The organism is Lysinibacillus sphaericus (genome assembly GCF_001629735.1).
Taxonomy (GTDB): Bacteria; Bacillota; Bacilli; order Bacillales_A; family Planococcaceae; genus Lysinibacillus; species Lysinibacillus pinottii.
This window is the reverse complement of sequence record NZ_CP015224.1, coordinates 2,173,954-2,187,575: the sequence shown is the minus strand read 5'-3', so window position 1 is coordinate 2,187,575 and position 13,622 is coordinate 2,173,954. Positions and strand designations below refer to the sequence as shown.

Annotated in this window: 12 protein-coding genes and 1 riboswitch; all 12 genes read left to right on the top strand. The window is 36.3% G+C overall.

All coding sequences use genetic code 11. The features are described from left to right. Positions 1–19: 19 nt before the first annotated feature. The 12 genes from A2J09_RS10625 (at position 20) to A2J09_RS10570 (ending at position 13,599) form a co-directional block, all read left to right on the top strand. Positions 20–535: a shikimate kinase gene (locus tag A2J09_RS10625; RefSeq protein ID WP_031416947.1), complete on the top strand. Its 516-nt coding sequence runs from the start codon at positions 20–22 to the stop codon at positions 533–535. Positions 536–679: 144 nt separating this feature from the next. Beyond that, positions 680–773, top strand: a riboswitch (glycine riboswitch). A gap of 264 nt (positions 774–1,037) precedes the next feature. Then, positions 1,038–2,141 carry a glycine cleavage system aminomethyltransferase GcvT gene (gcvT, locus tag A2J09_RS10620; protein ID WP_012295154.1) on the top strand — a complete coding sequence of 368 codons (1,104 nt, stop codon included), beginning with the start codon at positions 1,038–1,040 and terminating at the stop codon, positions 2,139–2,141. A 25-nt stretch (positions 2,142–2,166) separates the two neighbouring features. Beyond that, complete coding sequence (gene gcvPA, locus A2J09_RS10615) at positions 2,167–3,513, top strand: aminomethyl-transferring glycine dehydrogenase subunit GcvPA (RefSeq protein WP_012295153.1); 1,347 nt, start codon at positions 2,167–2,169, stop codon at positions 3,511–3,513. After that, a complete protein-coding gene (gcvPB, locus tag A2J09_RS10610; protein ID WP_012295152.1) occupies positions 3,506–4,969 on the top strand; it encodes an aminomethyl-transferring glycine dehydrogenase subunit GcvPB in 1,464 nt (487 codons plus the stop codon). The genes gcvPA and gcvPB overlap by 8 nt, the downstream gene beginning before the upstream one ends. A 130-nt stretch (positions 4,970–5,099) precedes the next feature. After that, positions 5,100–6,023, top strand: coding sequence for a serine/threonine protein kinase (locus tag A2J09_RS10605; protein WP_012295151.1), 924 nt, complete (start codon positions 5,100–5,102; stop codon positions 6,021–6,023). A gap of 575 nt (positions 6,024–6,598) precedes the next feature. Continuing rightward, complete coding sequence (locus A2J09_RS10600; RefSeq protein ID WP_012295150.1) at positions 6,599–8,767, top strand: hypothetical protein; 2,169 nt, start codon at positions 6,599–6,601, stop codon at positions 8,765–8,767. Positions 8,768–8,993: 226 nt separating this feature from the next. Beyond that, positions 8,994–9,419, top strand: a complete 426-nt coding sequence (locus tag A2J09_RS10595) for a hypothetical protein (RefSeq protein ID WP_012295149.1) — start codon at positions 8,994–8,996, stop codon at positions 9,417–9,419. A gap of 91 nt (positions 9,420–9,510) precedes the next feature. After that, a complete protein-coding gene (locus A2J09_RS10590) occupies positions 9,511–9,945 on the top strand; it encodes a J domain-containing protein (protein ID WP_036162110.1) in 435 nt (144 codons plus the stop codon). Positions 9,946–9,977: 32 nt separating this feature from the next. After that, positions 9,978–10,553, top strand: a complete 576-nt coding sequence (locus A2J09_RS10585; protein ID WP_012295147.1) for an FHA domain-containing protein — start codon at positions 9,978–9,980, stop codon at positions 10,551–10,553. A 35-nt stretch (positions 10,554–10,588) separates the two neighbouring features. Continuing rightward, complete coding sequence (locus A2J09_RS10580) at positions 10,589–11,116, top strand: FHA domain-containing protein (protein ID WP_031416938.1); 528 nt, start codon at positions 10,589–10,591, stop codon at positions 11,114–11,116. Positions 11,117–11,122: 6 nt separating this feature from the next. Then, the gene (locus A2J09_RS10575; protein WP_012295145.1) at positions 11,123–11,962 is read left to right on the top strand and encodes a PP2C family protein-serine/threonine phosphatase; all 840 of its coding nucleotides are present in this window, start codon (positions 11,123–11,125) and stop codon (positions 11,960–11,962) included. A gap of 26 nt (positions 11,963–11,988) precedes the next feature. Beyond that, positions 11,989–13,599, top strand: coding sequence for a serine/threonine protein phosphatase (locus A2J09_RS10570; RefSeq protein ID WP_227256826.1), 1,611 nt, complete (start codon positions 11,989–11,991; stop codon positions 13,597–13,599). Positions 13,600–13,622: the final 23 nt, after the last annotated feature.

Below are 13,622 nucleotides of genomic sequence, written 5' to 3'. Positions count from 1 at the left end.
TATAAGAAGGTGATTCGAATTGCGAAAAATATATTTGGTTGGTTTTATGGGCAGTGGAAAAAGTGCTTTAGGAAGACGTTTAAGCTTTTTATTAAAGATGCCATATTATGATATGGATCATGAAATAGTGAGACAGCAAGGAATGTCCATCCCGCAGATATTTGAAAAGTACGGAGAGGCCCATTTCCGAAAAATAGAAACAGAATTTTTGAAAAGTTTCCGTGACGAGGCTTGTATTATTTCTACGGGCGGTGGAGTTGCGATCAATGCTGAAAATCGAAAAATTATGAGGCGTAGTGGCTTAGTATTTTTTTTAGATGCTTCGTTTGAGGATATTTATAAACGAGTTCAGCATGATCCCAATAGACCAATCGTACAAAGTTCGACTAAAGAGGAGCTAGAAAATCTGTATCATTACAGGAGAAAGTTTTATCGTGATGCAGGGCATATTCAGGTCTTGACAGAGGGCAGAACCATTCGTCAAATTTTAGAGTATTTAGTGTTTCAAGTAAAAAGGCTTAAAAACGAACGATAAATAATTAACAGCCGTTTAATGTTCGTCTTTTATTATCTTTTAAAAAATGATTGCCTTTTCAATGCATTTAATGTTAGGATATAGACAAATAAGTAACTAAATGTTCATTGAATACTAAATAGTACCAAGATGTATCTTGGGCGGATGATTGTACGGGGAGAGAGCGTGGTTAGACGCCACCGAAGGAGCAAGTAGCAATGGCTATGAATCTCTCAGGTAAAAGGACTCGTATAAGACGCAACTCTGGAGAGAGCTGTAGTATAACAATAGCAGCCACCAAAGGGGAAAGCCGACTAATTGGCAGTATCAACCATGCGAGTTAGTCTGGTGTAACTTTCAGGTGCAAGGACAGAGAATCCCGAAAAGGGGTTCGTCTGTCTTTTTTTATGTCTATAGGTACTCTGTAAAAGCTTTACATTGCCGAGCCATGACTGTACCAATACAAAAAGCAGACGAACTACTACCAGTAAAAATGTAACTAACAATAAGGGGGCAAAAAAGAATGACGAATGAATTAAAACGTACACCTCTATTTGAAGAATACGCGAAATACGGTGCTAAGACGGTTGACTTCGGTGGATGGGAATTACCAGTTCAATTCTCTTCTATTAAAGATGAACATGATGCAGTACGTAATCGTGCGGGATTATTTGATGTATCCCATATGGGTGAAATTTTAGTAACAGGTCCCGATGCATTAAATTTTTTACAAAATCTTTTATCCAATGATGTTTCAAAAATAGCTACTGGCCAAGCACAATACACAGCTATGTGCTATGAGAACGGCGGTGTAGTCGATGATTTACTAACGTATAAGTTAGCTGATGACCACTATTTATTGTGTGTGAATGCAGCTAATATCGAAAAAGATTACGATTGGATGCTGGAAAACCAACATCAATATGATGTGACAATTGACAATCAATCAGATGCCTATGCACAAATTGCCCTACAAGGACCTTTAGCAGAGGAAGTTCTTCAATCCTTAACTTCAACTGATGTTAGTGCTATTAAATTTTTCCGATTCCAAGAGAATGTAGAAGTCACAGGACATAAAGTACTAGTTTCACGTAGTGGATACACAGGAGAAGATGGCTTCGAATTATATGGAGCACCCGAAGACATTAAAGCATTATGGGGTAAAATTTTAGATGCTGGTCAAGACAAAGGTGTTGTCCCTGCAGGTCTAGGCTGTCGAGATACACTACGTTTTGAAGCGGGTCTGCCACTTTACGGTCAAGAATTATCAGCAACCATCTCTCCTCTTGAAGCAGGTATCGGCTTTGCTGTGAAATTAAATAAAGAAGATTTTATTGGTCATGATGCATTAGTAGCTCAGAAGGAAAATGGTCTTCCACGCAAACTAGTCGGCATTGAAATGATTGATAAAGGGATTCCACGCCATGGCTATAAGGTGTTTAAGGATGGTAAGGAAATTGGTGAAGTTACAACAGGAACACAGCTTCCTTCCTCAAAACGTAATGTTGGTCACGCGTTAATTGACAGTCAATTCGCAACAATCGGAAATGAAATGGAAATTGAAATCCGTGGAAAGCAACTAAAAGTAGTTACAGTTGAAACACCGTTTTATAAGCGTTCAAAATAATAGTTGAAAAGAGGGACCTACATTTATGAAACATCGTTATTTACCAATGACGGAGCAAGACCAAAAAGAAATGTTAGACGTAATCGGTGTATCCTCAGTTGATGAATTATTCGAGGATATTCCAGAGAAAGTACGTTTTAAAGGCCTTTATGACATCAAAGCAGCGAAATCGGAATCTGCTTTATTGAAAGAGTTAACAGCACTTGCTGCTAAAAATAAAGACACAAATGCGAATGTATCATTTTTAGGTGCTGGCGTTTATAACCACTATAAGCCAGTAATCGTGGATCATGTTATTTCTCGTTCAGAGTTCTATACAGCTTATACACCCTATCAACCTGAAATCTCACAAGGTGAGCTTCAAGCTATTTTTGAATTCCAAACAATGATTGCAGAGCTTACTGGTATGGATCTTGCCAACTCTTCTATGTATGATGGCGGTACAGCATTGGCTGAGGCAGGGATGTTGGCAGCAGGTCATACACGTCGTAAGAAAATTTTAGTATCTGAAACGGTACACCCAGAATATCGTGATGTTGTGGCTACATATGCCTACGGTCAATCTATTGAAATCGTAACAATTCCACATAAAGATGGTGTGACAGATATTGCAGCTTTAAAAGAGCTGATTGATGACAACACAGCAGCAGTTATTGCTCAATATCCAAACTTTTTTGGCCAAGTTGAGGATATTCAAGTAATCGGGGATATCGCGCATGAAGCAAAAAGCTTATTCGTTGTGTCGTCTAACCCACTTGCCCTAGGTATTTTAACTCCTCCAGGCAAACTAGGTGCTGATATATGTGTAGGTGATGCACAAGTTTTCGGTATCTCTGAAGCATTTGGTGGTCCACACTGTGGTTTCTTTGCAGTCACAACTAAATTAATGCGTAAGGTACCAGGACGTCTTGTTGGTGAAACAGTCGATGGTGAAGGTCGTCGTGGTTATGTATTAACCCTTCAAGCGCGTGAACAACATATCCGTCGCGATAAAGCAACCTCTAATATCTGTTCGAACCAAGCGCTTCTTGCACTTGCAGCTTCTGTAGCGATGACAGCTCTAGGGAAACAAGGTATTCGAGAGATGGCTACACAAAATATTGCGAAAACACGTTATGCAAAAAATGCCTTTGAAGCAGCAGGCTTTACAGTTGCATTCCAAGGTGCACATTTTAATGAAATCGTAGTGAAAACAAATAAATGTGTGAAGGAAATCAATAAAGGCTTGATTGAAAAAGGTATTATCGGTGGATATCCTTTAGGTCAAAATTATGACTCTCTTAAACATCATGTGCTAATCGCAGTGACTGAATTACGCACAAAAGAAGAAATTGATGCACTAGTTGCAGAAATGGGGGCTCTTCATGCATAACGAAAATCAAACACTCATTTTTGAAATTTCAAAAGAAGGCCGCGTTGGCTATAGCTTAGAAGCGCTTGATGTACCTGAAGTAGATTTAGCAGATGTATTACCTGCCAATCTAGTACGTTCAGAGGCAGCGGAATTACCTGAAGTATCTGAGCTTGATATCATGCGTCACTACACAGCACTTTCTCGTAGAAACCATGGAGTAGACTCTGGCTTCTACCCACTTGGCTCTTGTACGATGAAATATAATCCAAAAATTAATGAAGCGGTTGCTCGTTTTTCTGGCTTTGCCAATGTTCACCCACTGCAGGATGAATCAACAGCACAGGGTGCTATGGAGCTCCTTTATGATCTACAAACGTCGTTAGTGGAAATTACTGGGATGGATGAAGTGACATTACAGCCAGCAGCAGGCGCGCATGGAGAGTGGACAGCATTAATGATGATTCGTGCTTTCCATGAAGCAAATGGAGAAGGTCATCGTAACAAAGTTATCGTCCCTGACTCTGCTCACGGAACTAACCCAGCTTCAGCAACAGTAGCAGGCTTTGAAACAATCACTGTTAAATCCGATGATAATGGCTTAGTTGATATCGAAGACCTTCGTAAAGTCGTTGGTGCTGATACAGCTGCATTAATGCTAACAAACCCGAATACGCTTGGGTTATTTGAAGAAAACATTATCGAAATGGCAGAGCTTATTCACTCTGTAGGCGGGAAAGTTTACTATGATGGCGCAAACTTAAATGCTGTTATGAGTAAAGCACGTCCTGGCGATATGGGCTTTGACTGTGTGCACTTAAATCTGCATAAAACATTTACAGGTCCACACGGTGGTGGTGGTCCAGGTTCAGGTCCAGTAGGCGTAAAGGCAGATTTAATTCCATTTCTACCAAAGCCAGTCCTTGTAAGAACGGAAGAAGGAGCATACCATTTCGATTACAACCGTCCACAATCTATCGGACGAGTAAAACCATACTATGGTAACTTTGGTATCAATGTGCGTGCTTATACGTACATCCGTACAATGGGTCCAGATGGCCTAAAAGCTGTTACGGAATATGCTGTATTAAACGCCAACTATATGATGCGTCGTTTAGAGCCATTCTACGATCTTCCATATAACCGACATTGTAAACATGAATTTGTTTTATCTGGTCATCGCCAAAAGAAATTGGGCGTTCGTACACTAGATATCGCAAAACGTCTGTTAGACTTTGGCTACCATCCACCAACAACATACTTCCCATTAAATGTGGAAGAAGCGTTAATGATTGAGCCAACAGAAACAGAATCAAAAGAAACATTAGATGCATTCTGCGATGTGATGATTCAAATTGCGAAAGAAGCAGAAGAAAATCCATCCATCGTTCAAGAAGCACCACATACAACAGTCGTATCTCGTCTTGATGAAACACGCGCTGCTCGTACACCAGTGCTGCGCTATCAAAAAGCTTAATATTGTAAAACCGCTCACTTTTTTGGTGAGCGGTTTTTATATGAATATTTTAAGTAATGATAATATTTACATAAAAATCAATTAATTGTTATAATTCCCTTGAGATGGTTTGTGAAAGGAGGAGATTAAAATGCAAACGACATCGTCTGAATTGAGTTTACCAACGAATAGTCTATTAAATAATACATACAGAGTCAAACACCTTCTTGCAACGAGTAAATTATCATTTGTTTATATAGCTGAATACATAAGCACTGGAGAAGAAATTATTATAAAAGAGTTTTACCCTTTAGAGATTGCTTTACGAGATTTGGATAACAAATCAGTAATCAATCGTTTACCCTCTACAAAGGAAAAATTTCAGGAATTAAAGGAGAGATTTCTAAGTGAAGCTTGCATGCTCCAGCAATTGAACCATCAACATATTGTTAAGTATAGACAGCATTTTTTTGAAAATGGCTCCGTTTATCTTGTTACAGATTATTATGAAGGAGTTCTATTGGAGCAATATATACAAAGATATGCATTGAGTGAGAGACATCTTCTCTATAAAGAAATATTTTTACCTTTAATAGATGCAATTACTTATTTACATAATAAGGGGATCATACATCGTGATATTAAACCTAGTAATATTATGATTGATGCCAAGGGACAGCCCCATTTATTAGATTTTGGATCTGCCGTATACTATAGAACCTTAACAAAATATCCGATATTTACTAGTCCAGGCTATTCGCCCCTTGAACAGTATTCCATAAAAGGAGAGCAAGGAATCTATACCGATATTTATAGCTTGATGGCAACCTTATACTATGCATTAACTAATAAAATACCAGTAGATGTTTCACAGAGGTTAATTGAGGATAAAATTGCGAATGTGAGAAAATATAATCCGAAAGTAAGTATTTTTATGTCATTCACTATTATGTGGGGGCTGCAAATAGAAACTAAAAAAAGGTGTTCCTCCCTAAAATTTATTAAAAATATGATTGCTATTGAATACAAGTTCAAATGCAAAAAGAACTATTTTGAGATTTTTGATTCCAAATGACCAAATTTACTATTCGCTTCATACTATTTATCCATTTTTACTATATTGAGTATTTATCATAAAACAGCTTATGGCCTAAGGTAAAACAGACCATAAGTTGTTTTTTTTATAAAAAAATATTATAAAAGCCATAAATTGTATAAAAATATCATATTTATTGCCATGTAATATTTTTACTAAAGATACTTATAAATGTTTTTCGTGACAATATATTCTATAGAAAATATTGACATTGATTTTAGATATTGTATAGTTACCAATGTGATACATTAATCATTAGTAAAGTTTGTAAGAAAGATGCATAAAGTTGGACAGAGATTCTTATAAATTAATTTCAATTTCACTACATAGCTTTGTATTATGTTGGTATATTTTAACCAATTTGTTTTATTATTCTATATTACTATGTGTAGAACAGTGATAATTAGTACATAAAACAATAGTATTTGATGTGGTTTTGTAATATCCAACCCTGTACTCATTATGCTCGTATGTTCTAATTACTTACTAATGCTTATGCCTACTCGAATTCGTTTTAAAAGGAGGGATGGCTGTAGAATTATGCAGCCAAATGAATGGAGATTATTAGTCAAACAAACAGAACAATGCTCTTTGAAGAAATAAATCCTGAGAAATTGGATTTAATTACGCTCGTTGGAGACGTCAAAGACATTGATAGTCTAAGCGATGAAAAAATTAAAGAAATTAATCAAAGTCTTCTTGTAAAAAGTTTCGATGAATTTTTAGATAAGTTTTCTCCCACGGTTTACTCATTTTACAATGCCGCAAATCAAAAAGTCATGTATACCTTAAAAAAACCAGAAGGAATCCAAGATGATTGTATATCTGAAATAGCAATTGACCAAAATAATGATTTTTTAAAAATGCTATTTACGCTCATTGATACAAAAAGAAGTCAGGGCATTACCAATGTAGATTTTAAATTTGAAAATTTACTTGATATGATCTCGCCTAAAAAAGTCATGGATGACATTCGCCAAGTGCGTAAAGAGATTCATTACCTGTATGGTGAATACGATAAGCTAGATGAAGGTGATCCTAAGAAATTAGATACAGGTGACAAGCTTAATCTTATGTTTGAAGTAGCAAGTAGAAACTACAACAATGTGATGGCGATGTTACCATTAGCAATCGAAGATATTAAAACAAGATTATTATTGGGTGCTAGTCAAGATGAGGGAGAATCTGAAAAGCTACAAATAGGTACTCTTACAATTGGTGACAATGGTGAATTGAAAATCATTGAGGCACCACAAACAAATAGCGCTGAATTAATGGTCATTGAGGAAAATAGTAATTATGGCTTAAGTACTGTATTTGAGGAAGATTACGAAGCGATAACTGAATCACCATCTTCTTATGTAAAAGATTTAGTAGTCAGAACGTTTTCGCCGCTTCCAGCGATTAAAGCTGAATTCGATGTAGAAACGGAAGTTCAAAACTACAATACATATCTTGAATTCTATAAGGATGCAAAGGATGAATTTGTTAAAACCGTTAAACCTTTAGTTGAAAAATTATTAGGTATCAAAATGTATTTTGATCAATATGCAACTAAAAACAAGGGTATGCAACCTTCATTAATTGTCACTAACACTAAGTTAGATATGCTGGTAAAAAGTAATAACCTACCAAGATTACGTACTTACTTAAACACTGTGAACTCGAAAAATGACTTTACAGATACAGTATGGTATGGAATAGTACCAGCCCTTGAACTTGAAGCATCTGGAAAAATGAAAGTAAGTCGATCTAGGTTCAAAGGAAACGATAAAGTGGCTAAGCAAGAGGGGAACACGATGGAATCGTTATCCATTCTCTTGGACACGATAAAAGATTATAAGGTGCAAATTTTCTTTAACTTTATGGCTGAAGAAGAAACAACCTTTAATGGGATTGCAACAGCTGGTATTGATCGTCTTATCGATAAATGCTCTGTACTGGTTAGAAAGGATTATAGTGAGTTTGCTATACCATGTTTACCAAACTTCACGATAATTCCGAAAGATAAATCAGGAGTCGTTATAGATACGCGTATGCATACTACTGAAAATGGAGCACGTTTATCGAAGGAGAAAGAAGATATCCTAAAGCTATGGATTGAAGGCGTTTATGTGGATGCTAGCTATGTTGCAGCAGGTATCGTATCTGCCTACCAATGTCCAGAGTATTTAAAGGAATCATTTAAAAATGTTAAACGAAATTATCCAGGAGTTCGATTCGATATTGAAGCGGGAGATAATTCACTAAGAGCAGTAACAACTATGGCAAAAGAGATTTCCGGTTTTACGAATAATATTAAGGATGCTATTAATAGCAGAAGCTTTGGTTTTGTATTCTCTTCTGAAAATGCTCAACTACAGGATAAAGATATTAGACGTATTACTGTCTATAAAGCAAGAAGTCTTGCAATGGAAGAAGATGGGTTTGATTCAATCTACAAAACTCAAGTTAGTACGTATATTGAAAGAATCCTTCGTTTCCAATCAGGGGACTTTAAACATGAAAATATTGTTCGTTTCTTTAGTAATAATCCAAGCAGTCAAAAAAGTAAGTGGCTCAATGATAAAGGCCATGTAAACTCTATTATCCATGATGGAGACGATATCGGCTACATCATTGATGAGAAAACAAGTCTTTGTCAGATTGATCTTGTGTTTAATGGGAATGTCAAAAACCTTGAAGTCACGATTACTAAAGGAACAAGCGCTGTTAAAGCCTAACAATTTATTTATTTCAATCATTAAAAATTTACGTAGTATGTTTAAGATTTATGAATCATAAGTCTTTTAACATAAATATGAATCGACTAACATCATTCAGATGAAAAATTACATATTTCATAAAGCTTGTTTTAAAACACTGCCCTGTGAAATGAGATAGCTATGCTTAAACTTCATTCATCGGAAAAGATGGGAGTCATTCAACCAAAATTAGGAGGAACTAAAAATGGGTTTTGTATTAAAAGTAGAAGGATCTGAAGCAATTGAATTAGGGTTAGAAAGCATTATGACTGTCGAATATGAGACAGATACACCGAATGATTCTAACGCTCGCTCTACAGATGTTGGGGCAACTTTAAAAGTGAAAGGTAAAATTTTAACTGCCACTGATGGTGATAATTCTGATGATACGATGAAATTAGGATTATGGTCATTAGTACCAGCTGAAAAAGCTGATTGCTACCGCAAAGTGACACTTGAAGTGATCTCAGCTGATCAAGTAGTTAGAAAAATTCATTTCCCAAATGCTTTCGTTGTGGACTATACAGAAAGATATGGTGACACTGAAGGTATTGGTGAATTCTTCTTATTCATTAAACAAAAGAAAGACAAAACAGACTTGGCAAAAATCGAGGGCGGCTACGCTGTCTAAGGTTGTTGCTTGATAAAACTCTTCTAATTATCTAAGGAACTTATTTAGTTCCTTAGATAATTTTTAATAATCCTAAATTGGGGTTGAAATGATGAAAACACATTATGAAATTTTAGGTGTTAGCAGAAACGCTACACAAGATCAAATAAAGCTTGCTTATCGGAAGCTATCCAAAAAGCACCATCCAGATGTAAGCGGAGGAAACAAAGATTCAGAAGATATTTTCTTAAAAGCTACAGAGGCCTATAAAGTACTGAAAGATCCAGCATTGAGAGAATCTTATGATGCCCGCCTCGATGATCTAGGGACAAGCTGGCAAACTGAGCAAAAGGATGAAAGACATTCAAACGGACATCAATCTTCAGAGAAAAAACCAGATTTTAATATAAATAATATTGAAAAAAACTTTGAACACTTTTTTGGCTTTAATCCGAAAACAAAAGAAATGTCCTCAACCCTACATAAAAATGCGAAGAAAAATCCCCTTGATACTACGGATTTATTTGAGCGCTTTTTTAACAAATAATCAAATGGCATAAAGTGAGGAAGTGTGAATACATGTATGATCAATATTCAACTGAAGCTTACAGTGAAAATGCAAGAAAAAAAATGTTTATAAAAATTATCGATATTATTATTGTCACCATTGCCTTCTTTTTCATTTTATACGTGTTTGTTATGAATCAGGAGGTTCTTTTAAAATTTGTTATTGGCACAGTAATGGTCATCCTTGCTATTATTTACGGTTCTCTCAAATACGAGGCAAACGCAATCACTCAGACTATGACAAACAAGGACATTTCTAAGCTTGTTCTCCTAAATGCAAGTGGGATGGAAGTGGATGAATGGGAACTTGGTAATCAAATTTCATTACTTATAGGAAAAAGTTCAGCTGAATATAAGGCAGATATTGATTTAAGTGGAACAGAATATGAATCTCTTGTTAATTATGAACATGCAGTACTCAACTGTGTAGCTGGTATTTGGTATGTAGAGGATATTGATTCTGTTAATGGTGTAGGCCTAAAAAAGGCGCATAAGCGAGTGAAAAATAGACTAAAACAAGAGATTCCATACCCACTAGGTAATGGAGATACGATATACATAGCAAATACACGAATTTTGGTGAAATAGAGAAAAAATTCGTAACATAGATGGGGGATTTAGCAATGAGTTTAATTAGATGTACAAATGGTCACATGTTTAGTTCAAGGAGACACCGTAATATTTGCCCATACTGTAACGTCATGGTGGAGCAGGAGCAAAGACAAAATAGTCCATCCACACCTGTCATTGAAGCAGATGATAAAACCTTGCCTTACTTAGGAGAAATGGATGGAATTGATCCTGTTACAGGATGGTTAGTTTGTATTGAAGGGCCTCAAATGGGGAGAGATTATCGCATCTTATCGGAAAAGAATTTTATCGGTAGAGCAGAAGACATGCATATTCGTATTGCTGGAGACAATTCAATCTCTAAGCGTAATCATGCAGTCATTGTATATGATCCTAAAAAACGTAACTTTTACTTGCTACCCGGAGATGCATCAGGACTAGCCTATCTAAATAATGAAGCGGTTTATACACCAACTGAATTGGCAGCCTATGATGTTATTCAGTTAGGGAGAAGTATGTTCTTATTTATTCCGCTTTGTGGTGTCCACTTTGAATGGGAAAACAATCAAAGTGAGGAATGATGACGAATGGATCATAAGCTAGTACCTTACATAATTGCATTAGTTTTTATTGTCGTACTTATTTTTTTACTCATCATACGAGGCATGCTTGCTCAAAAAATGGAAAAAGGGAAAATTTACGTTGGAAATGGTCAAACAATAGGAAGACGTGATGAACAGGATGATTATTTCTCAACCGCTGAGACGACGCAAGGCACAATCGCGGTACTTGCAGATGGGATTAGTGGGTTAGCCAATGGTCGCATGGCCAGTACAATCGCAGTGACAACATTTATAGAGGAATTTAAAAAGCTTAGTAGCCTCAATCATCTACAGGACTTTTTAAAGAAAGCAGCTAAAGATAGTAATCATATGATTGTAGAAAACTTGAATGGCTCAAATGGAGGAACAACATTAGTCACCGCCATTATTGATAACGATGGTTATCTACATTGGGGTGCGGTTGGTGATAGTGTTATCACGATTTTTAGAAACGGTGAATTTTTAGCGATTAACCAAAAACATATTTTTGAATCGGTTTTAACGGAACGTTATATTGCGGGTGAAATTTCGCAACTTGAAGTGCAGGAAAATCCTTTGAAAAAACGATTGATAAATTATTTGGGATATGCAGGCTTTAAAAATCTAGATACAGGAAATAATCCTATTCAACTACATAAAGGAGACAAGGTTTGCCTATTTAGTGATGGAATCTATGATGCTTTAACAGAGGTTGAAATGGAAAAAATCCTCTCTCAGCAAGCTCCACCCTATGATTTAGCACAGAATATTATAAAAGCCGTTGAACAAAAACGCCTAAAGAATCAAGACAATGCAACCATCTTGATATTGGAAAAGATATGGTGACGGGGGAATAGAGAAGGAGGAGACTTATGAGAAAGGAAAATTGTGACTTTAAAACTAGTTTTTTATCTGAAGCCGGGTCCTTTCTGCAAAATAAAGATTACTTTGCTTATACAGAACTCGATGATATTGCTTGTTGGGTAGCCATAAAGGGCTTAGATGCGGATCAGGAAATTAGTAGTGCGGAACTTGCTGTAAAGGCAATTTTAGAACGTTTTATGGAAAAACCAACTATGTCGAGAAGAAGTATAAAAAAATACCTCAAGCATGCGCAAAATATACTTCAAGCTCAAAGTTTACGTGTAAGATTGAAGGCTAGTGTTGTCATAGTTGTTTCAGATTACTCAAAGATGATTGTGGCAGTAGCGGGAAATTCACGACTCTACCATTTCCGTAATGGCACCTTAACCTACAAAAGTACAGACCAAAGTTTAGCACAGGAAATTGTGAACAATCGAAATCGCTCCTTAGATATTAGCCAGCATGAAGAAAGAGGGAATTTGCTAAATTATCTGGGTAAGCCAAACAATTTTCAACCATTTGTGTCTAAGAAAATGAAACTCATGGATGGGGATGCCTTATTACTTTGTACTGCAGGATTCTGGGAAGATGTTAGTGAGATTGAGATGGCCGATGCACTTGAAGGTGTAAAGGATTCAGAACAATATACCGATTTATTAGAAGAAATTTTATTAAGTAGACAAAGAAAAGTGGTAGAAAATTATACAGTTGCTGCGATTTTTGTCAATAAAGTGTATCAGGAAACAAATAAAAACAAGATGAAGTATATAAAAATGATTGCTGCTGCATTAGTAGTAGCGTTGGTTGTAGGTGGTAGCACTATTTTCTATCAAGCAAAACAAGCTAAAAAAATTGCTGAGCTGACAGTAGAAATGAAGGACCATGAAAAGAGCGGCAATCAATATTTTCAGGATGGAAATTATGATGAAGCACTCCTTTCATATAGTGAGGGCCGAAATGCGGCAAAGAAATTGAAAGATCCTATACATAGAAATTTGCTAGCTAGAAAATTAAGAGTGACACAACTTATTATCAATGGTGATCAATCATCGGAGACTGGGAAATTTGCTGAGGCGTTGGAACACTATGAAAAAGCGAAAAAAGAAGGAAAACTCATTCATGGATTCGGTAAGGAAGAGGTAGTGCAAAGAATTGACAATATGGATTCCATCGTTGAGATTGTTGACGCCATAAAAGATGCCGATTTTCGCTTTGAGGCTGAGGATTACAATGGTGCTTTAGCAATCTACCAAAAGGCTAGGAAAAAAGCGCTGGCTATTTCATTTACTGGCGAGCCACAAATTAAAACAAAAATAGAAGACACAGAGGAAAAAATAAAAGAATTAGAAAAGGCCCAGAAAGAATTAAAGGCAGAGGGATTAGAAAAAAATGGCGATCAGAGCTATGCCCGTCAGGAATACGCAAAAGCAATAGAATCCTATACGCTTGCACAAGAGATCTATCAGGAAACAGAATTATTGGCAAAGGTTTTAGGACTAGAGAGAAAAATTATGAATGTAAATGATAAATTGAATCCTATTCCACAAGGACAAGCACCGGAAAATGCTGTCCAAAACGACGCAGACTTACCAATTGATGAAGCACCTGATGCAAGTTAGCAATCCAATTCTGGGTTTATGAA